Here is a 23,391-nt window from a genome sequence, read left to right on the forward strand (position 1 = left end):
GCGTCCGCCGTCGGGCAGGGGCGCGTCGACGCGGCAGGAGCCACCACTTCATGACATCGGATGCCACACAGGACCTCCCCGACGACTCCACCCCCGACGAGGTGGAGGTCGAGGAGACGCACAACGACTCCGACCACATCACCCGCCAGCAGGTCAGCAACGACTACGGCGCCAACGAGATCCAGGTGCTCGAGGGCCTCGAGGCCGTGCGGAAGCGCCCCGGCATGTACATCGGATCCACCGGCCCGCGCGGTCTGCACCACCTGGTGAGCGAGATCGTCGACAACTCCGTCGACGAGGCCCTCGCCGGGTTCGCCAGCGACATCCAGATCACCATGCGCAAGGACGGCGGCATCCGCGTCGTCGACGACGGTCGCGGTATCCCGGTCGACATCCACCCGATCGAGGGCATCTCGACGGTCGAGCTCGTCCTCACCAAGCTGCACGCTGGCGGCAAGTTCGGCGGCGGCGGATACGCGGTGTCCGGCGGCCTGCACGGTGTCGGCAGCTCCGTGGTGAACGCGCTGTCCGAGCGCCTCGACGTCGAGGTGCGCCGCCAGGGCGCCGTATGGCGCCAGAGCTTCACCATCGGCGTGCCGGACGCACCGCTCCAGAAGGGCGAGGGATCCACCGAGACCGGCACCACGATCACCTTCTGGCCGAGCCGCGAGATCTTCGAGACCGTCGAGTTCGACTACGACACCCTCCGCGCGCGCTTCCAGCAGATGGCGTTCCTCAACAAGGGCCTCGCCCTCACGCTGCACGACGAGCGCGAGGTGGACGGCGCCGAGCACCGCACCGAGAAGTTCCTCTACGAGCGGGGCCTCGTCGACTACGTGGAGCACCTCGTGAAGGCGAAGAAGACCGAGGTCGTCAACGCCGACGTCATCGCCTTCGAGTCCGAGGACACGGTCAAGAAGATCAGCCTCGAGGTCGCGATGCAGTGGACCACCTCCTACACGGAGAGCGTCCACACCTACGCGAACACCATCAACACGCACGAGGGCGGCACGCACGAGGAGGGGTTCCGCGCGGCGCTCACCACGCTCGTCAACCGCTACGCGCGCGAGAACAAGCTGCTCCGCGAGAAGGACGAGAACCTCACGGGCGACGACGTCCGCGAGGGCCTCACCGCCGTCATCTCGGTGAAGCTCGGCGAACCGCAGTTCGAGGGCCAGACCAAGACCAAGCTCGGCAACACCGAGGCCAAGGCCTACGTCCAGCGCATCGTCGGACAGCAGCTGGGGGACTGGCTGGAGAAGAACCCCGCGCAGGCGAAGGACATCATCCGCAAGGGGATGCAGGCCTCGCAGGCCCGTCTCGCCGCCCGCAAGGCGCGCGAGCAGACCCGGCGCAAGGGCCTGCTCGAGTCGGGCGGCATGCCCGGCAAGCTCAAGGACTGCCAGAGCAAGGACCCGGCGCTCAGCGAGGTGTTCCTCGTCGAGGGCGACTCGGCCGGCGGATCCGCGGTGCAGGGGCGCAACCCCACCACGCAGGCGATCCTGCCGCTGCGGGGCAAGATCCTCAACGTCGAGAAGGCCCGGCTCGACCGCGCGCTGCAGAACAACGAGGTGCAGTCGATGATCACCGCGTTCGGCGCGGGCATCGGCGAGGACTTCAACGCCGAGAAGGTCAGGTACCACAAGATCGTGCTCATGGCCGACGCGGACGTCGACGGCCAGCACATCACGACCCTGCTGCTCACCCTGCTGTTCCGCTACATGCGGCCCCTCATCGAGCTCGGCTACGTCTACCTGGCGCAGCCGCCGCTGTACCGGCTCAAGTGGTCGAACGCGGAGCACCAGTACGTCTACACGGATGCCGAGCGCGATGCCCTGCTGGTGCACGGGCAGGCCAACGGCAAGAAGATGCCGAAGGACAACGGCATCCAGCGCTACAAGGGCCTCGGCGAGATGGACTACAAGGAGCTGTGGGAGACCACCATGGATCCGGCGACCCGCACGCTCATGCAGGTCACGCTCGACGACGCCGCGGGTGCCGACGAGGTGTTCTCGACGCTGATGGGCGAGGACGTCGAGTCCCGCCGGAGCTTCATCCAGCGCAACGCCAAGGACGTCAGGTTCCTCGACATCTGATCGACCGGGCGGCGGCATGGCCAGATGCCGACCGCCGCCCCATGCCGACCCCACGATCCACCGACCTCTGAACGGGACCTCCATGGCCGACGACAACACTCCGGACGACGAGCAGGGCACGGGGGCGACCCCGGACGACGAGCAGGCCTCGTCGACCGGCGACGCCCTGCCCCAGGAGGGCGTGACGCCGGCGTCATCGGCCGCCGCCTCGTCCGACTCGCTGCCCGGAGCGATCGTCGACCCCGACGCCACCGTGGTCGTCACGCACGACCGCATCGAGCAGGTCGACCTCCAGCTCGAGATGCAGCGCTCGTTCCTCGACTACGCGATGAGCGTCATCGTGCAGCGCGCGCTCCCCGAGGTGCGCGACGGCCTCAAGCCCGTGCACCGTCGCGTGATCTACGCCATGTACGACGGCGGCTACCGCCCCGACCGCTCCTTCTTCAAGTCGGCCCGCGTGGTCGGCGAGGTCATGGGGCAGTTCCACCCGCACGGCGACTCGTCCATCTACGACGCGCTGGTGCGCCTCGTCCAGCCGTGGAGCCTGCGCTACCCGCTCGCGCTCGGTCAGGGCAACTTCGGCTCCGCCGGCAACGACGGCGCCGCCGCCCCGCGGTACACCGAGACCAAGATGGCGCCGCTCGCCATGGAGATGGTCCGGGACATCACCGAGGACACGGTCGACTTCCAGGACAACTACGACGGGCGCACGCTCGAGCCGAAGATCCTCCCGTCGCGCTTCCCGAACCTGCTGGTCAACGGATCCGTCGGCATCGCGGTCGGCATGGCCACCAACATCCCGCCGCACAACCTCCGCGAGGTCGCGTCCGGCGCGCAGTGGCTGCTCGCCCACCCCGACGCGAACCGGGAGGAGCTCCTCGAGGCGCTCCTCGAGCGGATCAAGGGACCCGACTTCCCGACGGGCGCCCAGGTGCTCGGCACCAAGGGCATCCTCGAGGCGTACCGCACGGGCCGCGGATCCATCACGATGCGCGCGGTCGTCGCGGTCGAGGAGATCCAGGGCCGCGTGTGCCTCGTCGTCACCGAGCTGCCCTACCAGGTGAACCCCGACAACCTCGCGATCAAGATCGCCGAGCTCGTGAAGGACGGCAAGCTCGGCGGCGTCGCCGACATCCGCGACGAGACCTCGGGTCGCACCGGCCAGCGCCTCGTCATCGTGCTGAAGCGCGACGCGGTCGCGAAGGTCGTGCTGAACAACCTCTACAAGCACACGCAGCTGCAGGAGAACTTCGGCGCGAACATGCTGGCGATCGTCGACGGGATCCCCCGCACGCTCGCGCTCGACGGCTTCATCTCCGCGTGGGTCGACCACCAGATCGACGTCATCGTCCGCCGCACGCAGTACCGGCTCAACGAGGCCGAGGCCCGTGCCCACATCCTGCGCGGCTACCTCAAGGCGCTCGACGCGCTCGACGAGGTCATCGCGCTCATCCGCCGCTCGGAGACGGTCGAGGTCGCGCGCAGCGGGCTGATGAGGCTGCTCGACATCGACGAGCTGCAGGCCAACGCCATCCTCGAGATGCAGCTCCGACGCCTCGCCGCGCTCGAGCGCCAGAAGATCCAGGACCAGGCGGCCGAGCTCGAGCAGCGCATCGCCGAGTACAAGCACATCCTGGCGACGCCCACCGTGCAGCGCGAGATCATCAGCACCGAGCTGCAGGAGATCACCGACAAGTACGGCGACGACCGGCGCACGGAGATCATGCTCGGCTTCGACGGCGACATGAGCATGGAGGACCTCATCCCCGAGGAGGAGATGGTGGTCACGGTCACGCGCGGCGGGTACATCAAGCGCACGCGCATCGACAACTACCGCAGCCAGCACCGTGGCGGCAAGGGCGTCCGCGGCGCGCAGCTCCGGGCGGACGACGTGGTCGAGCACTTCTTCGTCACGACCACGCACCACTGGCTCCTCTTCCTCACGGACAAGGGCCGCGTCTACCGCGCCAAGGCGTACGAGCTGCAGGAGGCCGGCCGCGACGCCAAGGGCCAGCACGTGGCGAACCTGCTCGCCATGCAGCCGGACGAGGAGATCCAGCAGGTCCTCGACATCCGCGACTACCAGGTGGCGCAGTACCTCGTGCTCGCCACCCGCGACGGCCTGATGAAGAAGACGGCCCTCACGGAGTACGACACGAACCGCACCGGCGGCATCATCGCGATCAACCTCCGCGACGGCGACGCCCTCGTCTCGGCGCTCCTCGTGGACGAGGACGACGACCTGCTCCTCGTGTCCCGCAAGGGCATGTCGCTGCGATTCTCCGCCGACAACCAGGCGCTCCGTCCGATGGGTCGATCCACGTCCGGCGTGAAGGGCATGACGTTCCGCGGGGACGACACGCTGCTCAGCGCATCCGTGGTCGGCGAGCAGGGATACGTGTTCGTCGTCACCGAGGGCGGCTTCGCGAAGCGCACCGCCGCGGACCAGTACCGCGTGCAGAACCGCGGCGGCATGGGCATCAAGGTGGCCAAGCTGCAGGACGCGCGAGGCGACCTGGCCGGCGCGCTCATCGTGGGCGAGGAGGACGAGATCCTCGTCGTGCTCGCCAGCGGCAAGGTGGTACGGTCTGTCGTGGCCGAGGTCCCGGCTAAGGGCCGCGACACCATGGGTGTCGTGTTCGCCCGGTTCGCGGACGACGACAGGATCATCTCACTGGCCAAGAACTCCGAACGCAACCTGGTGGTCCCCGAAGGTGCGCCCGACGCGTCCGACGGTACCGCTGCTGGAAAGGGAACACCTGATGAGTAGTGTCGCCGAGAAGCTCGCGAAGAAGTCGTCGCGGGCCACCACCACCAAGCAGGTTCGTCTCAAGCTCGTCTACGTCGACTTCTGGTCGGCGCTGAAGCTCGCGTTCCTCTTCTCCGTGGTGCTCGGCATCGTCACCGTCGTCGCGACGTTCCTCATCTACGTCGTGCTGCAGACCACGAACGTGTTCGGCACGGTCGACCAGCTGTTCCAGGAGGTGTCCGGATCCGCGGACTTCTCCCTCCAGGATGTCTTCGGCCTGGGCCAGGTGCTCGGCTTCGCGATCGTCGTCGCCGTGCTCAACATCGTCGTCGGCACCGTGCTCGGCGCCGTGGCCGCGCTGCTCTACAACCTGAGCGTGCGCATCACGGGCGGCGTCCTCGTCGGCTTCACCAACGCGTAGCCGATTGGGAGAAACGGGCAGGCGTACGGTAACGTGTACCTGCCCGATGGGGATATAGCTCAGTTGGTTAGAGCGCTTCACTGATAATGAAGAGGTCCCAGGTTCAAATCCTGGTATCCCCACCAACACCCCCGGATGCGCATGATCCGGGGGCATGGCGGGAAGCGAGTCGGTAGATCGCACGGCGATCCGAGGCTCGCCGATCGGGGTCATAGCTCAATTGGTAGAGCGCCTGCTTTGCAAGCAGGAGGTCCGGGGTTCGATTCCCCGTGACTCCACATCTCGCCCGTCACCGGGCGCCTTCCACTCCTCGCGCTCCGCTCGCGCCCGGTCGAACGACGAAGGCCCGGGCACCTCTCGGTGTCCGGGCCTTCTGCGGATCGCACCTGCGACCGAGGAGCCGTGATCAGCTCGCGGGCTGGTCCTTCGCGATCGCGTCGACGGCCTCGGGCTCGTCGTCGGCGATCCACAGGTCGTCGTCCGCGCGGAACGTCTGGTACAGCGCGTAGCCGACGCCGCCGACCACGACGACGCCGAGCGCGATGAGGGCGACACCGCCGAAGCCGAGGCCCTTCTTCGCGGGAGCGACCTGCGGGACGTATCGACCCACGTAGGAGCGGCCGTTGTCGACGTAGTGCTTGCCGAACTCCTGCGCCTTGGAGGAGACCTTGCCGGCCTTCTTGACCGCGTCCTTCACCTGCTTGCTGTTGCGGATGCCCTCGGTGGCGGCGACCGCGGATCCGGCTGCACCGGCGACGGCAGGGAGGACCGTGTGGGTGAAGCCCTTGTAGGCGGAGTCGGCCGCGGTGCGCACTCGCTCGGCGCCAGCCTCGTAGCCGGGACGGATGTGGTCGTCGACGCCGCGCTTGACGGCGGGGACGACGTGCTGGTCGGACAGCTTGCGGGCGGTGTGCGCGGCCTCGGCCACGACGACGTTGGCCCGGTCGAGGACCTCGCGCTGCTCCTTGAGGACGGCGGCCGCGTGGGTGCGGAGCTTCGCCAACTCCTTCTTGTTCTTGCGTGACAGACCCAAGGGGACCTCCATCGGTGTGATTTCGCCAGGATCTTCAGTCTGGCACGGGTGCCTCTGCGGGCAAACACGACGGACCCTGTGCGTCCCCCGAGTCCCAGCTCCGCCATGAGACCATTGCTCCATGTCTGCGCACACTCACGTCGCCACCATGACGACCAACCACGGCACCATCGTCCTCAACCTCTTCGGGTCCCACGCGCCCCAGACCGTCGAGAACTTCGTCGGCCTCGCCACGGGCGAGAAGGAGTGGACCCACCCCCAGACCGGCAAGAAGTCGACCGACCCGCTCTACGACGGCGTCGTCTTCCACCGCATCATCAAGGACTTCATGCTCCAGGGCGGCGACCCGCTCGGCCAGGGCACCGGCGGACCGGGCTACCAGTTCGACGACGAGATCAGCCGCGACCTCGACTTCTCCATGCCCTACATCCTCGCCATGGCCAACGCCGGCACGCAGGGCGGTCGCGGCACGAACGGCTCGCAGTTCTTCATCACCACGGCGCCCACCACCTGGCTCCAGGGCAAGCACACGATCTTCGGCGAGGTCGCCGACGAGGCGTCCAAGAAGGTCGTCGACGCGCTCAACGCGGTCCCGACCGACGGCCGCGACCGTCCCCGCGAGGACGTCGTGATCGAGAGCGTCACCGTCGAGAAGGTCTGATGACCGACTCACCCCGTACGGCGGCCGACCGCTGCTACCGGCACCCCGACCGGCAGAGCTTCGTGCTGTGCCAGCGATGCGGGCGGACCATCTGCCCCGAGTGCCAGACGCCGGCCGCCGTCGGGGTGATCTGCCCCGAGGACATGAAGGAGCAGCGTCGCACCGCTCCCCGTTCCCGGGCGTCCTTCGTCACGCGGATGACGCGGAGCTCCGCGCCCGTCGTGACGTACGGGATCATGGCGGTCTGCGCCGTCGTCTGGATCCTGCAGGTGCTGCCCGTCGTCGGCGCATACGTGACCACGTCGCTGTGGTTCGCCCCCGTCTACGGCAGCGTCGCCTCCGGCGCCTACGAACCGTGGCGCATGCTCACGAGCGCCTTCACGCACTCGCCCGACAGCATCCTCCACATCGTCTTCAACATGCTGTCGGTATTCGTCTTCGGCCGCGTCCTCGAGCCCATGCTCGGCCGCGCCCGCTTCCTCGGCCTCTTCCTGATCTCGGCGCTCGGCGGATCCCTGGCCGTCGAGGTCATCGGTTCCGCCATGGGCGAGCCGCTGCAAGCCGTCGTCGGCGCCTCCGGCGCGATCTTCGGGCTGATGGGCGGCTACTTCGTGCTCGCCCGCAAGCTGGGCGGCAACGTGGGTCCTCTCCTCGGCATCATCGTGATCAACCTGCTGCTCGGCTTCGTCGTGCAGGGTGTCTCCTGGCAGGCCCACGTCGGCGGCCTGGTGACGGGAGCGCTCGTGGCGCTCGTCCTCCTGCGGACGCGGGACGCCCGCCAGCGGGGTGCTCAGATCGGCACCCTGGCGGGCCTCGCGGTGGCCATCGTCGTCGCGGCCGCCGTGTTCCCCGTCGCCGTCTGATCGATCCCGTCGTGCGCGCCGTCCTGGATGGGGCGGCGCGTTCGTCGTTCCCGCCGTCAGCGGATCCTCATGCCCGCGGGCAGCAGCCGGGTTATCCACAGGCCAGTCCACAGTGGGGATAGTTACACGCGTGTGATTAGCGGCCGAGGGGGGCCGGACTCCGACAATACGGTGCGATGTCGAATCCGAGCGGATCGCGACGCTCGTGGGCTTCCACGGGTAACCCGTCGTGCTGGCGGGATCCGATTGTGCGCCCGGCGCGGTTCTCCACATGTGTGGACGGTTGTGCACAGGACCTCTGTGGACAACGTGGGGCCCCGGGGCACCCGGCGCCGGATGCAGAAGAGCCCGTCACCAGCGGATGGTGACGGGCTCTCGTGATCGCGCTGGGGTCAGCGCCACCTGGTGGTCATGAGGAAGCCGACCAGGATGAGGCCGAATCCGATGAGGATGTTGCCGACGCCGAGGTCGGGGATGGGGAATGCGTTGAGGCTGACGTAGTACACGATGAGCCACGCGAGCCCGACGAGCATGAACCCGAACATGATGGGCTTGAACCACACGGGGTTCGGGGCGTCCTCATCGCGCACGCGTTCCTGGCGGGAGGGTCTCGTCGTCTTGTCGCGGGCCATGCGGTGATTCTAGCTGTACCCTCCTCCACCGGGCCGGGAGGATGCCCGGCTCCACGGGGCGCCGGTGGCGGCGTCCCGCACATCCCGGCCACCTACAATCGGCACATGAGCGCTCAGGAACCCGCCCCCTCTCGCCGCGCGGCGCGGCGACGCGGCCGGCGGGGCGATGCGCTCCTCGGCACGGTCGGCGTCCTCGGCGAGCTCCTCCTCACGGCCGGCGTCCTCATCATGCTGTTCCTGGGGTGGCAGCTGTGGTTCAACGACATCGTCGTCAGCAGCGGCCAGCGCGACCAGGCGCTGGAGAACAGCCGGAGCTGGGCCACGGCCGCGCCGGACGCGGCGGCCTCTCCCGACCCGGCCGCCACGCCCGCGGCACCGGGGGATCCCGTCATCACCACCGCGCCCACATCGGACGCCACCGACTTCGGCAACATCTACATCCCGCGCTTCGGAGCCGACTACGTGGTGCCGGTCGCGACGGGCGTCGGGCTCGGCAACGTGCTGAACCTCGGCAAGATCGGGCACTACCGCGAGACGCAGATGCCCGGCCAGGTGGGCAACTTCGCCGTCGCCGCCCACCGCACCACCTACGGCAAGCCCTTCAACCAGATCACGGATCTGCGGGTGGGGGATGCCATCGTCGTGGAGACGCAGGACGGCTGGTACACCTACCGCTTCCGTACACTCGAGTACGTGAAGCCCACCGGAGTCGACGTGCTCGACGAGGTGCCCCAGGCGCCGGACGCGCAGCCAGGGGACCGCATCCTCACGATGACGAGCTGCAACCCGCTCTTCTCGGCCGCGGAGCGCGTGGTCGCGTACAGCGTCTTCGAGTCCTGGCAGCCGCGCTCGGATGCGACCACGCCCGCGGCGCTGGCCGGCACGTCGTTCGCGAAGGCGGGCTGAGCGTGTACGCGGCCTTCTGGCGTGTGCTGCCCGGCCCGGTGTGGCTCCGACTGCTCATCGTCGTCGTGCTGCTCGCGGCCGTCCTCTTCTCCCTCGTCACCTGGGTCTTCCCCTGGGTCGACTCCATCGTCAACACCCAGGAAGTCACGGTGCATCAGTGACACGCGTCCTCGTCATCGACAACTACGACAGCTTCGTCTACACGCTCAACGGGTACCTGCAGCAGCTGGGTGCCGAGACCGTGGTGATGCGCAACGACGACCACGCCGATGCCGACATGGCCGGGGTCATCTCCGAGTACGACGCGGTGCTCGTGTCGCCGGGGCCGGGGAAGCCCTCCGAAGCCGGCGTCTCCATCCACACGGTGACTGCGGCGCTCGCGTCCGGGACTCCGCTGCTCGGGGTCTGCCTCGGGCACCAGGCGATCGCGGAGGCGTTCGGCGCCACCGTGACCAACGCTGAGGAGCTCATGCACGGCAAGACCTCGCTCGTGACGCATGACGACGGGGAGTTCTACCTCGGCGTGCCGCAGCCGTTCACGGCCACGCGCTACCACTCGCTCGCGGTGGTCGACGGCACGGTCCCGTCCGACCTGGTGGTCACATCGCGGACCGAGGGCGGGGTGATCATGGGCCTGCGTCACGAGGCTGCGCCCATCGTCGGCGTGCAGTTCCACCCGGAGTCGGTCCTGACCGAGGGCGGCTACCGCATGCTCGGCAACTGGCTGGAGGGCGCCGGGCTCATCGGGGCTCGCGACACCGCATCGCGGCTGTCGCCGCTTGTCCGCGTGGCCTGAGCCGTCCGGCGGGTACGCCGCTCAGCCGCTGACGCCGGGTGCCCGCGCTCCTGGCTGGCGCTCTCGTCGACCGAGCTGGCGAGTGCCGAGCGGTGGGCGACGCCGCGGCGCCCGACCGGGGTCGGGCTGCGTGATGCGCGGTGTGTCGGGTGCGCGGGTCAGCCGCGCGCGGGATCCGGGCTCGGTGTGCCCGTGGTGGGCGCCGGCGTGCTGCGGACCGCGCCCGTGCAGTACGTGAGGGCCACCGTCGAGCGCTGGGCGACGTCACCGGGAGCGACCGACTGCTGGCTCACCGGGGATCCGTCTGCTCGGCCGCAGGACGGGTCGCGACGGGTGGTGACGACGAGATCCGACGCCTCGAGCAGCTTCTGCGCGTCCACGAGCGGCTGGCCGAGCACGTCCGGCAGGGTGACCTTGCCGTTGGACAGGATGAGCTTGACCGCGGAGCCCTGGTCGACCTGCTGGGAGGATGCCGGCTCCGTCTGCATGACCACGCCGTCCGGGACCGTCGGCGACGACTGGCGGACCACCTCGCCCACCTTGAGCCCCGCCGCCTCGAGGGTGGCGGTGGCGGTGCCCTCGTCCATGTTCATGACGTTCGGGACCTGGACCTCCGGCGGGCCGGAGGAGACGAACACGTCGATCTCGGTCTTGGCGGCGACGTTCTCGCCCGGGTCCGGGTTGGTGCGCAGCACGATGCCCTCCGCCACCGATGTGCTGGCCTCCTCGCGTTCGAGGGGGACGAGGTCGGCCTCCTCGAGGGCCGCGGCCGCGCTCGCGTAGGTCGAGCCCGTGACGTCGGGGACGGTGGGGCTGATGTCGGGCGGCGCGATGTTGCTGAGGCTGGTGACCCAGATGACGACGGCGATGAGGATCACGACGACCACGGTGACGCCCGCCCAGATCCACGGGACCGGCGGGCGGCTCTGGGTTCGGACGGTGCGGTCGTCGTCGACGCCGAGCTGACGGAGCGCCTGCTGGGAGGAGGAGGGGCCGGCGGGGGCTCCGAAGAGCGTGGCACCCACGTCGTTGGTCGGCGCCTCGCGGGGAGCGAGCGTGCCCGCCGCGGCGCGATCGAGATCGGTGCGGAAGTCGCCCGCAGTCTGGAACCGCGCGTAGCGGTCCTTCGCCATGGCGTGCAGGACGACCTGGTCGAGCTGGGGGGAGACGGTGTCCTGCACGGTGCTCGGCGCGACGGGCGTCTCGCTGACGTGCTGGTACGCGACGGCGACAGCCGTGTCGGCGCGGAACGGCGCCTGGCCGGTGAGCATCTCGAAGAGGACGACGCCGGCGGAGTAGAGGTCGGTGCGCGCATCCACCGACTCGCCCTTGGCCTGCTCGGGGGAGAAGTAGCGGGCGGTGCCGAGGATGGCGGTGGTCTGCGCGATGGTGGCCGAGGTGTCGGACACCGCTCGCGCGATGCCGAAGTCCATGACCTTCACCTGGCCCGTGGGCGTGACCATGATGTTGCCGGGCTTGATGTCGCGGTGGACGACGCCCGCGCGGTGCGAGTACTCGAGGGCGGTGAGCACCTGGCCCATGACGCGGACGGCCTCGTCCGGGTCGAGCGGGCCGTCGGTGATGACGTCCTTGAGGAGGCGTCCCTCGACCCGCTCCATGACGATGAATGGGACCGTGTGCGACGCGCCGTCCTGGTCGGTGATGACGTCCTCGCCTGCGTCGAAGACCCGCACGATGGTGGGGTGCGACATGCGCGCGGCCGCCTGGGCCTCTTGGCGGAAGCGGCTGCGGAAGGCGGGATCCTCGGCGAGGCCGCGGCGGAGCACCTTCACGGCGACCCGGCGACCGAGACGGGAGTCGACGCCCTCGAAGACGTCGGCCATGCCCCCGCGACCCAGCAGCGCCCCGACCTCGTAGCGGCCGCCCAGCACACGCGTGTCGGTCACGGACTGCCTCTCGTCGGGATCGGGAATCGAACGGGGATGAGCTTACCGGGGGTCCGCTGGGGATCCGGGCGGCACCGCGACGCACGGACGGGGGCGGGCGGCGTGCCGCCGCCCGCCCCCTCGGTCGGGCCCGGTCAGGGGTTCCTGTGGGAGCTGGACACGAGCGAGCGCTCGTCCGAGCGACCCGGTGCGGGCGTCGGCGCCATGCCGGTGGTGCCGCCGTTGCCGCCGCCCGTGCCGCCCGTCCCACCCGTCCCACCGCCTGTGCCGCCGCCGCCCGTGCCGGTGCCGCCGGGGGCGGCCTCGACGGTGACGGTCACGGTGCTGCTGTACGGCGACTCGTTGGTGCCGCAGATGGCGAGGTACTTGACGGTGAACGTGCCCGGGTTGGTGCCCACCTTGATCTCGCCCGACGTGGTCTGCGCGTTCGTCGGGTTCGTGCTGCCGCCCCAGGTGCCGGTGGCGCCCTGCGAGACGGAGTCCGCCTGGACCTGGTACCCGTTGAGCGTCTGGCCGGCGGGGCAGGAGTAGGCGGGCCAGGAGATGTCCACCGTCTGACCGGCGCGCACGTCCGTCGGGGTGACCGTGGGCGTGCCGGGCGCTGCGGTGGGCAGCGTGGGCGGGCCGTAGGCCGTGATCTGGATCGTGGCGCCCTTCGCGACGGTGCCGGTGGGGGTGATCGCGGTGACGCGACCCTCCTCCTCGCCGGACGGCGCGGCGCTGCCCGTGACGACGGTGACCTTGAGGCCGAGGGCGGTGAGCTCCGCCGTGACCGTCTTCTGGTCGCGGCCGACGTAGTCGTCCCGGTTCACATCCACCGTGCTCGCCGTGGGGGACGGCGTGGGCGACGGCGTGGGCGACGGGCTCGGCGACGGGGATGCGCTCGTCTCGGTGGCCGCCGGGGTCGGAGCGCCGGAGTCCCGGCTGCCGAAGTAGGCGAGGAGGCCGGCGATGATGGCGCCGACCACGAGCAGGGCGACGACCACGAAGATCCAGATGGCGCGCTTGCGGGCGCGCGGCTCCTCGGGCTCCTCGTCGTCCGCGTCGTCGAGGAGGAAGGGGTCGGCTGCGCCGGCGCGCGGCGCGGACGAGGCCAGGACCGTTGTCGCGCCCGTGTCGGCGGCGCGGCGGCCGGACGGCATGAGCTGCGTGGCCTGCGTGGGCGTGCCCGGATCCGCCAGTGCGGCGGCACCCGCGACGGCCGCGACCGCGATCGTCGCGGTGGCGACGTCGCCCCGGCGGAGCGCCTGCGCGGCGCGAGCGAGGTGCGCGGCGCTCTGCGGTCGGTCGGCCGGCTTCTTCGCGATGCACGACATCACGAGGTTGCGCACGGGCTCGGCGACGGTGACCGGCAGCTCGGGCGGCAGCTCGTTGATCTGGGCCATGGCGATGGCGACCTGCGACTCGCCCGTGAAGGGGCGGCGGCCGGCCAGGCACTCGTACGCGACGATGCCCATCGAGTAGACGTCGGTCGACGGGGACGCCGGGTGCCCGCTCGCCTGCTCGGGGGAGAGGTACTGGACGGTGCCCATGACCTGGCCCGTGGCGGTGAGCGGCACCTGGTCGGCGATGCGCGCGATGCCGAAGTCGGTGATCTTCACGCGGCCGTCGGGGGTGATGAGCAGGTTGCCCGGCTTGATGTCGCGGTGGACGAGCCCGGCCTGGTGCGCGGCGTGGAGTGCCAGCGCGGTCTGGGCGATGATGTCGAGCACCTTGTCGGTGGACAGCACGCGCTCGCGCTCGAGGATGGTGGAGAGCGCCTCGCCGGGCACCAGCTCCATCACGAGGAAGGCGCTGCCGTCCTCCTCGCCGTAGTCGAAGACGTTGGCGATGCCCTCGTGGTTGACGAGCGCGGCGTGGCGCGCCTCGGCGCGGAAGCGCTCGAGGAACCCGGGGTCGCCGAGGTACTCGTCCTTGAGGATCTTGATCGCGACCTTGCGCCCGATGACGAGGTCGGTGGCCTCCCAGACCTCGCCCATGCCGCCGATGGCGATGCGATCGCCCAGCTGGTAACGCCCTCCGAAGGTCAGTCCGCTCGTGGGTCTCATCTGTCCAGCACCGCCTCAATCACTTTCTTCGCCACGGGGGCGGCGAGGGTGTTCCCCGAGCCCGATCGTCCTCGTCCGCCGCCGTCCTCGACCAGGACCGCGACCGCCACCTGCGGGTCCGCCGCCGGCGCGAAGCCGGTGAACCACAGCGTGTACGGGTCGTCGCTGCCGTTCTGGGCGGTGCCCGTCTTGCCGGCCACGTCGACGCCACTGATTCTCGCATTCGACGCGACGCCGCTCTGGACGTCGTCGATCATCATCCGGGTCATGGTGTCGGCGGTCTCCTTCGAGATCGGGTCGGCGAAGCGGCTGGGGGAGAAGCCGGAGAGCTCGCTCAGGTCGGGGTTGAGGACGCTGTCGACGACGGACGGCTTCATGACCTCGCCGCCGTTCGCGATCCCGGCGGTGACCATGGCGGTCTGCAGCGGGGTGGCGCGCACGTCGAGCTGCCCGAACGCGGACTGCGCGGTCTGGGCATCGTCGAGGTCGGGGGAGAAGACGCTCTTCGCGCTCGCCATGGGCACGTCGATCGACTTGCCGTAGCCGAACGCCTCGGCCATCTTCGCGATCCGCTCGGAGCCGAGCGCGATGCCGAGCTGCGCGAACGGGATGTTGCAGCTGAGGCGCAGCGCGGTCGCGATGCTGACCTCGGCCTCGGGGCCGCACGCGCCCTCGCCGGCGTTGGTGATGACCGTGCCGGTGCCGGGGAGCGTGAACGTCGGCGGGTTGGGGAGCAGCGAGTCGGGGGTGTACTGGCCGGACTCGATGGCGGCGGCTGCGGTGATGAGCTTGAACGTGGATCCGGGCGGGTTGAGGCTGTTCACCGCGCGGTTGATGAGCGGGTTGGACTCGTCCGCGAGGAGCGACGAGTAGCTCTGCTGCACGGCCTCGCGATCGTGCGAGGCCAGGGTGTTCGGGTCGTAGCCGGGCTTCGACACCATCGCGAGGATGCGGCCGGTCTTCGGCTCGATCGCGACCACGGAGCCCTGCAGCGGCCCGAGCGCGTCGTACGCCGCCTGCTGCACCTTCGGGTCGATGGTGAGCTCGACCGACGCGCCCTTCGGGTCCTGCCCGGTGAAGGTGCGCGTGAGGCTGTCGAAGAACTGCGTGCCGCTCGTGCCGCTGAGGACGTCGTTCATGGAGTCCTCCAGGCCGGTGGATCCCTGGCCGAGCGTGTAGTAGCCGGTGACCGCGCTGTAGAGGTCGGGCTGCGCATAGGTGCGGAGGAACTTGTAGCGGTCGTCGACCGGGACCGAGGAGGCGATGGGGGTGCCGTCGACGAGGATCGAGCCGCGCTCGGCCGAGTAGCTGGCGATGATGGTGCGGCTGTTGCGCGGATCCGCCTGCAGCGTGGGCGCGGAGATGACCTGGATGACCGACGCCGCGACGAACAGGGCCACGAACATGGCCAGGACGAACACGGAGACCCGCTTGAGCTCGCGGTTCACGACTCGACCACCAATCGGGGCTGGTTGCGGACGGTGTCGGAGAGGCGGAGGAGCAGGGCCGCGATGATCCAGTTGGCCAGCAGCGAGGATCCGCCCGCCGCCATGAACGGCGTCGTCAGGCCCGTGAGCGGGATGACGCGGGTGACGCCGCCGATGACGATGAAGACCTGCAGCGCGATGACGAACGACAGGCCGATGCCGAGCAGCTTGCCGAAGTCGTCCTGGCCCGCGAACCCGATGCGGAAGCCCCGGGAGACGAGCAGCAGGTAGAGCGCGAGGATCGCGAAGACGCCCGTGAGGCCGAGCTCCTCGCCGAGGCTCGCGAGGATGAAGTCGCTGTTGGCGAGCGGCGTGAGGTTGGGCATCCCCTCGCCGAGCCCGCGCCCGAACAGGCCCCCGTCCGCCATGCCGAACAGGCCCGTGACCAGCTGGTAGCTGCCGCCGTTCGCGCCGTACACCGCGGGGTCGAACGGGTTCAGCCACGCGTCGACGCGGCCGCCGACGTAGCCGAGGGTGCTCGCGCCGTACGCGCCGCCGAGGAACAGGACGAGGCCGAGCACGACCCAGCCGATGCGGCCGGTGCTCACATAGGTCATGACGATGAAGAGGCCGAAGTAGAGCAGCGACGTGCCGAGGTCGCGCTGGAAGACGAGCACGCTCATCGACACGGCCCAGACCAGGAGGATCGGGCCGAGGTCGCGGATGCGCGGGAAGCGCATCCCGAGGACCTTGACGCCCACCATCGACAGGCTGTCGCGGGCGGTGACGAGGTAGCCGGCGAAGAAGATCGCCAGGCAGATCTTCGCGATCTCGCCGGGCTGGAACGAGAAGCCGCCGATGTGGATCCAGACGCGGGCGCCGTTGATGTTCTGGCCGAGGACAGGGAGCATCGGCAGGAGCAGCAGGATCAGGCCGACGAACATGGCGATGTAGCGGTAGCGCTGCAGCACGCGGTGGTTCTTCAGCAGCACGATGACCGCGAGGCCGCAGACGATGGCGAGGCCCGACCAGACGATCTGCCGCACGGCCACGCTGTCCCAGCCGGACAGCCCCGCGGCGAGGTCGAGCCGGTAGATCGCGGCGATCCCGAGGCCGTTGAGCACGGTCGCGATGGGGAGGATGAACGGATCCGCGTCGGGTGCGAGCCAGCGCAGCGCCACGTGCATGCCGAGCACGAGGACCGCGAGGCCGGTGGCGGGGATGAAGAAGCTCTGGTCGAACGCGCCGAGCACGCCGAGCTGCACGAGGTACAGGGCGCCGCCGTTGATGACGGAGGCGAGCACGACCAGCGCGAGCTCGAGGTTCCTGAGGCGTCGGGGCACGTGGAGCCGCGGCACCTTGGGCGCGCGCTCGCGGGGGCGCGCCGGCGCGTCCGCCACGCCCGCGCTAGCCACCCGCGGCCTCCTGCAGCCGGTTGACGATCTCCTCGGCGCCCGCGAGCGAGTCGGCGTTGATGGTCTGCTCCACCTGCTGGCGGTAGAAGGGCTGGAGGTCGTCGACCTGCACCTCGGTGCGCGCGTAGACGTGCGAGAGCTCGATCGGGCCGATGGTCTGCTGCACGCCGTTGTAGACCGCGACGACGCCGTCGGACTCGCCCACGTAGTAGCGGGACTGCGTCCAGCGGTAGCCGAGGACGCACGCGAGGACGAGGCCCGCGAGGATCAGCGCGACGCCCACCAGCCACGTGACGCGGCGGCGGAGGGCGCGGCGCTTGTCCTCCGCGATGAGGGCCTCGAGGTACTGGTCCGACTCCGGCTCGAACTGCGCGTCGCGCGCGGCCGTGGTGGCGCGCAGCGGGTGCAGCAGCAGCGACGGGATGCGGACGGCGCGCTTCGCGGGCTCGTCGCCGAACGCGAGGGGCTGCGACGCGGATCCCACGACGACCGGCTCCGGCGCGGGGCGGGATGCGGCGGTCTCGTCGTCCTCGTCGAGCACGTCGACGACCACGACGGTGACGTTGTCGGGGGCGCCGTGGTCGAGCGACTCCTTCACGAGCGCGTCGGCGACGGTGTCGGGCGTGCCTGCGGTCGCGAGGATCTCGGTGATCCGCTCCTCGGAGACGTAGCTGCTGAGGCCGTCCGAGCAGAGCAGCCAGCGGTCGCCCGTGTGCGTGTCGAGCACCTGGGTGTCGACCTCGGGCGCCGCGTCGACGTCGCCGAGCACGCGCATCAGGACGGAGCGGCGGGGGTGGACGAGCGCCTCCTCCGGCGTGATGCGACCGCTGTCGACGAGGCGCTGCACGAAGGTGTGGTCGGCGGAGATCTGGCTGAGCTCGCCGCGGCGGAAGAGGTAGATGCGCGAGTCGCCGATGTGGGCGATGGCGACGTGGCGGCCGACGCGGGCGAGCGCGCTGACGGTGGTGCCCATCCCGGTGAGCTCGGAGTGCTCGAACACGGTCTCGGCGAGGAGCTGGTTGGCTGCGACGAGGCCCGCCTGCAGCGCGAACTCGGCGTCGTGTGCGGAGGCGTACGGCTTGTCGGCCTCGATGATCCGCGTGAGGGCGACCGCGGAGGCGACATCGCCGCCCGCGTGCCCGCCCATGCCGTCGGCGACGACGAAGAGGTCCCGCCCCGCGTAGCCCGAGTCCTGGTTGTTCGACCGGACCTTGCCCACGTGGGAGACGGCAGCGGCCTGCGTCACTGTCGCCACTCCGCTACCGCCTGAGCTCGAAGCTGGTCGCGCCGATGCGGATCGGCGTGTCGAGCGGCACCTGCGTCGGCACGCTCACGCGCTTGCCGTCGAGGAAGGTGCCGTTGGTCGAGTCGAGGTCCTGGATCATCCACTCGTCGTTCCAGAGCAGCAGGCGCGCGTGGTGGGTGGACGTGTAGTCGTCGCGGATCACGAGGCCCGACTCGCTCGAGCGGCCGATGGTGAGCGGCTCTGTGCCGAGCGGGATCTCGGTGCCGGCCTTGGCGCCCGACGTGATCACGAGGTGGCGGGCGGTGGAGGTGGTGGCCTTGGCGCGGGACGGGACGGCGCCGGAGTTGGCGCCGGACGGCATCGACGAGATGGGCGGCGGCTGCAGCCCGGGCTGCGGGGACCTCGGCGGCGCGGCGGCGGCCGCCGAGGCGTACGGGGACTGCGGGAACGGGGATCCGCCCGCCGAGCCCGTCTCCTCGCGGAGCTTCCGCACGCGCTGGCCGAACAGGTCGGAGCGCAGCGCGTAGACGATGCCGAAGATGAACAGCCACAGCACCGCGAGGAACGCGAGGCGGAGGACGAGGAGGGTCAGCTCGGTCATTACGCTCCCCAGAACCCGTCGTCGTGGCGCTGTCCCCGGGTGCCGCGTCCGCCGCGCTCCTCGGTGGCCTGCGGCACGACGCGGAAGGTGATGGCGGTGCGGCCGATGCGGATGACGGACTCGGGCGGGAGCGGCGCCTTGGTGACGGGCGCGCCGTTCAGCTCGGAGCCGTTCGTGGAGCCGAGGTCGCGGACCTGGGCGCGGGATCCGTCCCACGCGATCTCGACGTGGCGGCGCGAGGTGCCGGGATCGTCGACCGTGATGTCGGCGTCGCTGCCGCGGCCGATGACCGTGCGGCCCACGGGGAGCGGGTGGCGGGTGCCGGCGACGTCGACCACGGGCATCCACGTGACGCTGCCCTCGGCGGTGCGGCTGTCGATCTCGAGCACGCCCTCGGAGATGGCGTCGTCCTCCCGGAAGCCGACCTGCACCACGCCGGCGAACTGGTAGCCCTGCGATGCGGCGTGCTTCTCGACCGCCTGGCGCAGCTGGTCGGTGAGGGTGGTGCCGATGCCCGCCATGCGCTCGGCGTCGGGCCGCGAGACGCGGAGCGTGAAGGAGTTGGGCACGAGGATGAGGTCGCGGTCGACGACGGCGGCGTGGGTGTCGAGCTCGCGACGCAGCTGCGCGGCGATCTCCACGGGCTGCAGTCCGGACTTGAAGGTCTTCACGAAGGCGCCGTTGACGGCGCGCTCGAGGCCCTTCTCGAAGTTGTCCAGGATTCCCACGTGTGATCCGTCCTCGCGCGGTCCTTCCGCGGATGAATAGGGAGATCGTAGCCAACTCGCGAGGCGCCGCCCTGGATACCGGCCACGTGGCGGGTGCGCGACGGCCGCTCGCGGGGCCGTCCGGCGGGCCGGGGAGGCGCCCGTCCGGCCTGGCCGCGGCGCGGGATCGGCCTCGGGGCGTGATAATGTCGTCCAGTTGGCGCGAGTGGCGGAATTGGTAGACGCGCACGGTTCAGGTCCGTGTGTCCGTGAGGACGTGGGGGTTCAAGTCCCCCCTCGCGCACCAGCAGAGCAGAAGGCCCCGGAGGGATCCGGGGCCTTCTCGCATGTCGGGGCGGGTCAGCGGCCGGCAGTCGAGGAGGCGGCCGTGGCCGGCTCGGCCTCGCTCGCGGGCTCCGGGCCCGGCCAGATGGTCCACGCGATCGCCCAGAGCGTGCAGATGCCGAGGAGCACCGTGAGGTGGGCGATCCAGTCCTCGAGCGCCCGGGTGCGCGCGGCGTCGCCGACGAACGCGATGGCGGCGAGCAGCAGGGCGCAGGCGATCGCGTAGGCGACGACCGTGAGGATCCAGAGCCGCCACTCGTGGCGCACCCTGGCGCGGCCGGCCGAGCGGCGGATCAGCCCTGCCGCGCCTTGTTCCGCGGGTTCTGCTTGTTGATGACGAAGACGCGGCCGCGGCGGCGCACGACCTGCGCGCCGGGGAGCTTCTTCAGGGCTTTGATCGAGTTGCGCACCTTCATGGGGATGGTCCTTTCACGAGAACGGTTCTCAATAGACTAGCGCCATGCCCGCTCGCGACCACCTCCCGCTTCCCGTGTACCCGCAGCCGCCGTCGGGTGTCGTCCTCGTGGTGGGCGAGGGATCCGGCCTGCGCTCCGTGCTGCGGGACACCGTCGACGACGTCGCCGGGACGCTGCTCGTGCTGCCGCCCGAGGAGGCGGATCCGGTCGAGCCCATCGCGCGGTTCCTCGACGACCTCGCGGAGCGCAGGCCGGGCGTCGAGGCCGTGGTGGGGATCCCCGCGACCGCCGACGCGCGCGCGACCGGCATGCAGCTCGACCTGCTGCTGCGCCGCGAGCACGAGCTGCAGCGGGCGTTCGGCGGGGCGGGATCCGGCTTCGGGCTCCGCCACGTCGTCTCGGTCGTGCCCGCCGACCGGCTCCAGGCGATCGCCTTCGGCCGGATCGAGGACGCGTTCGACGAGGCGGAGACGCTCGCCGACCTCGTCGAGTACGCGACCGTCGTGGTGCTGACCGGCATGGCGCGCGTGCCGCTGGAGTCGCGCGGCACGCTGCTCGCTCTGGTGCGTCGGCTCGCGCCGCGGGCCGCCGTGCTCGACGCGCGCCGGCCCCTCGCGCTCGACCGGCTGCCGCGCTGGGGCGACGTGGCGGGGCTCGCGGCGTCGGCGGGGTGGATGCGCGAGCTCACGGCGGCGGGCGTCGCGTCCCGTCCCGCCGACATCGACCGGCTGGACGGGCCCGTGGGATCCGTCGTCGTGAGCGAACCGCGACCGCTGCACCCCGAGCGGCTCGCGCTCGCCGTGGAGGAGGAGCTGCGGCCCGACCGCGCGGGCCTCGTGCTGCGGTCCAAGGGCTTCGTGTCGCTCGCGTCGCGGCCGGGCGAGGTGGGCGGGTGGTCGAGCGTGGGATCCATGCTGACGCTCCAGCCGACCGGGATCGACCCGTGGCAGGAAGGCGCGCCGCACGGCACGGAGATCGTGTTCTTCGGCGTGGGGCTGCGGCCGGCCGTGCTGCGGCGGGCGATCGGCCGGGCCGTGCTGACGGGGGAGGAGCTCGCGGCGGGGCCGGCTGCCTGGGTCGGGTACGCGGATCCGTTCCCCCGGGTGGATGCGGGCTGACGGCGCCGCGCGGCCGGCGTCTGCTCCCGGGGCGGCGGCGGTGTCTGTGCGGCGCGCCCGGAGATCCGCGACCGTGACGGCCAGCCGAGAGCGGATCCGCGCGCCTGGTCACTGCTCGACGCCCGGCGTTCAGTGGGGAGGTGAAGCAGAACCGCACCGCGGCGGGCACGACCCGCACCACCCGCATGACCCGCACGACGAACCGCACAGCGCAGGACCGCACGGCCGACGATCGCGCCCCTGACGACCGGCCCGCCGCCGAGGATCCGGCCATCGTCCCGGAGCCCGCGCCGGGCCCCGAGCCCGAGGACGCGCTCCGCGTCGCCCGCGAGTCCTTCGGCTGGGACGAGCTGCACGACGGCCAGGTGCGCACGATCGGCCCGCTCGTCCGCGGCCGCGACGCGCTCGTCGTGATGCCCACGGGCTACGGCAAGTCGGCGATCTACCAGGTCGCCACCGTGCTGATGGACGGCCTCACCGTCGTCGTCTCGCCGCTCATCGCGCTGCAGGCCGACCAGGTGCAGAACCTCGAGGACGCGCCCGCCGCGCCGCCCGCGCGCGTGATCAACAGCACGATCCGCGGGGCGGCGCTCGAGGAGGCCTGGGCGACCGTGGAGGAGCCGGGCGCGCGGATCGTGTTCCTCACGCCCGAGCAGCTGGCCCGCGACGCGGTCGTCGACCGGCTCGTGGCGCGCGGGGTGTCGCTCGTGGTGATCGACGAGGCGCACTGCGTCGCGTCGTGGGGCCACGACTTCCGGCCCGACTACCTGGGGCTCGGCGGCGTGATCGACGCGCTCGGGCACCCGCCCACCGTCGCGATGACGGCGACCGGATCCACCCCCATCCGCACCGAGATCGAGGAGCGGCTGGGCCTCCGCGACCCGTTCGTGCTGTCATCCGGCTTCGATCGGCCGAACATCCGCCTCGAGGTGCGGCGGCACACCGAGGAGGCCGAGAAGCGGCGCGCGATCGTCGCGCACGTGATGGGGCAGACCCAGCCGGGCCTCGTCTACGTCGCGACGCGCAAGGACGCCGAGGACTACGCCGACGAGATCCGCGCGGCCGGCCTCCGGGTCGACGCCTACCACGCGGGCCTGCCGGCCGCCGAGCGCGAGCGCGTGCAGACCGCGTTTCACGAGGACGACGTGGACGTGGTGGTCGCGACGAGCGCGTTCGGCATGGGCATCGACAAGCCGACCGTGCGGTACGTGATCCACGCGGCGCCGCCCGAGTCGGTGGACGCGTACTACCAGGAGGTCGGGCGCGCGGGCCGCGACGGGGAGCCGGCGGTCGGGATCCTGCACTACCGCGCCGAGGACCTCGGCCTCCGCCGCTTCTTCGCGGCGCGCACGCCCCGGCCGGCGAGCCTCCGCGAAGTGTACGCGGCGGTCGCGGTGGCGGGCGTCGACGGACCCGTGCGGCCCGCGGCGGTCGCCGAGCGCGCGGGCATGTCGGCGCGCACGGTCGGCGGCGTGCTCAACCTGCTCGTCGACGCGGGCGTGCTCGGATCCGACCGCGACGGCGCCTTCGTGCGTGAGGAGCTGGATCCGCGCGAGGCAGCCGCCCGGGGCAAGCACGTCGCTCAGGAGCGCGAGCGCATCGAGGTCTCGCGGCTGGACATGATGCGCGGCTACGCCGAGACGCCGCAGTGCCGCCGCCAGTACCTGCTCGGCTACTTCGGCGAGGAGTCGCCGGAGAGATGCGGCAACTGCGACGCGTGCGACCGGCTAGACGCGGAGGACGCGCACGAGGAGGCGATGGGGACCGGGGCCGACGCGCCCGCGGACGCGCCCGCGGCCGTCGCCGACGACCCGTTCTCGCCGCAGTCCGCCGTCACCCACGCGGAGTGGGGCCCCGGCACCGTGATGAGCGCGGAGGACGACCGCATCACCGTCTTCTTCGAGAGCGAGGGGTACCGCGTGCTGTCGCGGAGGCTCGTGGCGGAGGGGCGGCTGCTGCAGCCGGCGTGAGGAGCGGGGTCCGGACGCCGGACGCCGGGCCCCG

21 protein-coding genes and 3 tRNA genes are annotated in these 23,391 nt (G+C 71.0%); 13 read left to right on the plus strand and 11 right to left on the minus strand.

Translation table 11 applies throughout. The features are described from left to right. The first annotated feature begins 50 nt into the window (after nucleotides 1-50). The 5 genes from gyrB (at nucleotide 51) to FGD68_RS02240 (ending at nucleotide 5,544) form a co-directional block, all read left to right on the plus strand. Nucleotides 51-2,096, plus strand: a complete 2,046-nt coding sequence (gene gyrB, locus FGD68_RS02220) for a DNA topoisomerase (ATP-hydrolyzing) subunit B (RefSeq protein WP_119372188.1) — start codon at nucleotides 51-53, stop codon at nucleotides 2,094-2,096. Between the two features lie 82 nt (nucleotides 2,097-2,178). Beyond that, nucleotides 2,179-4,866 (plus strand): DNA gyrase subunit A, encoded by a 2,688-nt coding sequence (gene gyrA / locus FGD68_RS02225; protein WP_119372187.1) that lies wholly within the window; start codon nucleotides 2,179-2,181, stop codon nucleotides 4,864-4,866. Next, the gene (locus tag FGD68_RS02230; protein ID WP_119372186.1) at nucleotides 4,859-5,266 is read left to right on the plus strand and encodes a DUF3566 domain-containing protein; all 408 of its coding nucleotides are present in this window, start codon (nucleotides 4,859-4,861) and stop codon (nucleotides 5,264-5,266) included. Before gyrA ends, FGD68_RS02230 begins: the two co-directional genes overlap by 8 nt. 48 nt (nucleotides 5,267-5,314) lie before the next feature. Beyond that, nucleotides 5,315-5,391 (plus strand) — tRNA-Ile (locus FGD68_RS02235). An 80-nt stretch (nucleotides 5,392-5,471) separates the two neighbouring features. Further along, nucleotides 5,472-5,544 (plus strand) — tRNA-Ala (locus FGD68_RS02240). A 128-nt stretch (nucleotides 5,545-5,672) separates the two neighbouring features. Here FGD68_RS02240 and FGD68_RS02245 read toward each other — a convergent pair. Beyond that, nucleotides 5,673-6,299: a hypothetical protein gene (locus FGD68_RS02245; protein ID WP_237609715.1), complete on the minus strand. Its 627-nt coding sequence runs from the start codon at nucleotides 6,297-6,299 to the stop codon at nucleotides 5,673-5,675. A gap of 121 nt (nucleotides 6,300-6,420) precedes the next feature. On the opposite strand from FGD68_RS02245, the gene FGD68_RS02250 reads away from it, so the two are divergent. Then, on the plus strand, nucleotides 6,421-6,960 hold the full coding sequence (locus FGD68_RS02250; RefSeq protein WP_119372184.1) for a peptidylprolyl isomerase: 540 nt from the start codon (nucleotides 6,421-6,423) through the stop codon (nucleotides 6,958-6,960). Further along, nucleotides 6,960-7,823, plus strand: coding sequence for a rhomboid family intramembrane serine protease (locus FGD68_RS02255; protein WP_119372183.1), 864 nt, complete (start codon nucleotides 6,960-6,962; stop codon nucleotides 7,821-7,823). Before FGD68_RS02250 ends, FGD68_RS02255 begins: the two co-directional genes overlap by 1 nt. A gap of 392 nt (nucleotides 7,824-8,215) precedes the next feature. On the opposite strand, the gene FGD68_RS02260 is transcribed toward FGD68_RS02255, so the two are convergent. Beyond that, nucleotides 8,216-8,455, minus strand: coding sequence for a cell division protein CrgA (locus FGD68_RS02260; protein ID WP_015488825.1), 240 nt, complete (start codon nucleotides 8,453-8,455; stop codon nucleotides 8,216-8,218). Nucleotides 8,456-8,560: 105 nt separating this feature from the next. Between FGD68_RS02260 and FGD68_RS02265 the strand changes: the two genes are divergently transcribed. Genes FGD68_RS02265 through FGD68_RS02275 form a run of 3 tightly spaced genes read left to right on the plus strand, consistent with a single transcriptional unit; the run spans nucleotide 8,561 to nucleotide 10,157 of the window. Then, nucleotides 8,561-9,361, plus strand: coding sequence for a class E sortase (locus tag FGD68_RS02265; RefSeq protein ID WP_119373413.1), 801 nt, complete (start codon nucleotides 8,561-8,563; stop codon nucleotides 9,359-9,361). A 2-nt stretch (nucleotides 9,362-9,363) separates the two neighbouring features. Then, complete coding sequence (locus FGD68_RS02270) at nucleotides 9,364-9,522, plus strand: hypothetical protein (protein ID WP_182480944.1); 159 nt, start codon at nucleotides 9,364-9,366, stop codon at nucleotides 9,520-9,522. After that, nucleotides 9,519-10,157, plus strand: a complete 639-nt coding sequence (locus tag FGD68_RS02275) for an anthranilate synthase component II (RefSeq protein WP_119373414.1) — start codon at nucleotides 9,519-9,521, stop codon at nucleotides 10,155-10,157. The genes FGD68_RS02270 and FGD68_RS02275 overlap by 4 nt, the downstream gene beginning before the upstream one ends. Before the next feature lie 158 nt (nucleotides 10,158-10,315). On the opposite strand, the gene pknB is transcribed toward FGD68_RS02275, so the two are convergent. From pknB to FGD68_RS02310, 7 genes are all read right to left on the minus strand, one after another. Beyond that, a complete protein-coding gene (gene pknB, locus FGD68_RS02280; protein ID WP_119373415.1) occupies nucleotides 10,316-12,064 on the minus strand; it encodes a Stk1 family PASTA domain-containing Ser/Thr kinase in 1,749 nt (582 codons plus the stop codon). A 134-nt stretch (nucleotides 12,065-12,198) separates the two neighbouring features. Further along, nucleotides 12,199-14,112: a serine/threonine protein kinase gene (locus FGD68_RS02285; RefSeq protein WP_237609716.1), complete on the minus strand. Its 1,914-nt coding sequence runs from the start codon at nucleotides 14,110-14,112 to the stop codon at nucleotides 12,199-12,201. Then, nucleotides 14,109-15,560, minus strand: coding sequence for a peptidoglycan D,D-transpeptidase FtsI family protein (locus tag FGD68_RS02290; protein WP_119373213.1), 1,452 nt, complete (start codon nucleotides 15,558-15,560; stop codon nucleotides 14,109-14,111). Before FGD68_RS02290 ends, FGD68_RS02285 begins: the two co-directional genes overlap by 4 nt. Then, nucleotides 15,557-16,954: an FtsW/RodA/SpoVE family cell cycle protein gene (locus tag FGD68_RS02295; RefSeq protein ID WP_119373212.1), complete on the minus strand. Its 1,398-nt coding sequence runs from the start codon at nucleotides 16,952-16,954 to the stop codon at nucleotides 15,557-15,559. Before FGD68_RS02295 ends, FGD68_RS02290 begins: the two co-directional genes overlap by 4 nt. Then, complete coding sequence (locus tag FGD68_RS02300; RefSeq protein ID WP_104235744.1) at nucleotides 16,947-18,209, minus strand: PP2C family protein-serine/threonine phosphatase; 1,263 nt, start codon at nucleotides 18,207-18,209, stop codon at nucleotides 16,947-16,949. Before FGD68_RS02300 ends, FGD68_RS02295 begins: the two co-directional genes overlap by 8 nt. A gap of 4 nt (nucleotides 18,210-18,213) precedes the next feature. Continuing rightward, entirely contained in the window at nucleotides 18,214-18,801 is a 588-nt protein-coding gene (locus FGD68_RS02305; RefSeq protein WP_104235743.1) for an FHA domain-containing protein FhaB/FipA, read from the minus strand. After that, nucleotides 18,801-19,529: an FhaA domain-containing protein gene (locus FGD68_RS02310; protein WP_237609717.1), complete on the minus strand. Its 729-nt coding sequence runs from the start codon at nucleotides 19,527-19,529 to the stop codon at nucleotides 18,801-18,803. Before FGD68_RS02310 ends, FGD68_RS02305 begins: the two co-directional genes overlap by 1 nt. A 199-nt stretch (nucleotides 19,530-19,728) precedes the next feature. On the opposite strand from FGD68_RS02310, the gene FGD68_RS02315 reads away from it, so the two are divergent. Further along, nucleotides 19,729-19,815, plus strand: a tRNA-Leu gene (locus FGD68_RS02315). Nucleotides 19,816-19,868: 53 nt separating this feature from the next. Here FGD68_RS02315 and FGD68_RS02320 read toward each other — a convergent pair. Together FGD68_RS02320 and ykgO are read right to left on the minus strand one after the other, a co-directional pair. Then, a complete protein-coding gene (locus FGD68_RS02320; RefSeq protein ID WP_182480942.1) occupies nucleotides 19,869-20,120 on the minus strand; it encodes a hypothetical protein in 252 nt (83 codons plus the stop codon). 26 nt (nucleotides 20,121-20,146) lie between these two features. Beyond that, nucleotides 20,147-20,269 (minus strand): type B 50S ribosomal protein L36, encoded by a 123-nt coding sequence (gene ykgO / locus FGD68_RS02325; RefSeq protein WP_011931244.1) that lies wholly within the window; start codon nucleotides 20,267-20,269, stop codon nucleotides 20,147-20,149. Nucleotides 20,270-20,313: 44 nt separating this feature from the next. Between ykgO and FGD68_RS02330 the strand changes: the two genes are divergently transcribed. Further along, a complete protein-coding gene (locus FGD68_RS02330; protein WP_119373373.1) occupies nucleotides 20,314-21,387 on the plus strand; it encodes a GTP-binding protein in 1,074 nt (357 codons plus the stop codon). A gap of 140 nt (nucleotides 21,388-21,527) precedes the next feature. Continuing rightward, nucleotides 21,528-23,357 (plus strand): RecQ family ATP-dependent DNA helicase, encoded by a 1,830-nt coding sequence (locus FGD68_RS02335; RefSeq protein ID WP_119373374.1) that lies wholly within the window; start codon nucleotides 21,528-21,530, stop codon nucleotides 23,355-23,357. Nucleotides 23,358-23,391: the final 34 nt, after the last annotated feature.

This window comes from Clavibacter californiensis (assembly GCF_021952865.1).
GTDB classification, from domain to species: domain Bacteria; phylum Actinomycetota; class Actinomycetes; order Actinomycetales; family Microbacteriaceae; genus Clavibacter; species Clavibacter californiensis.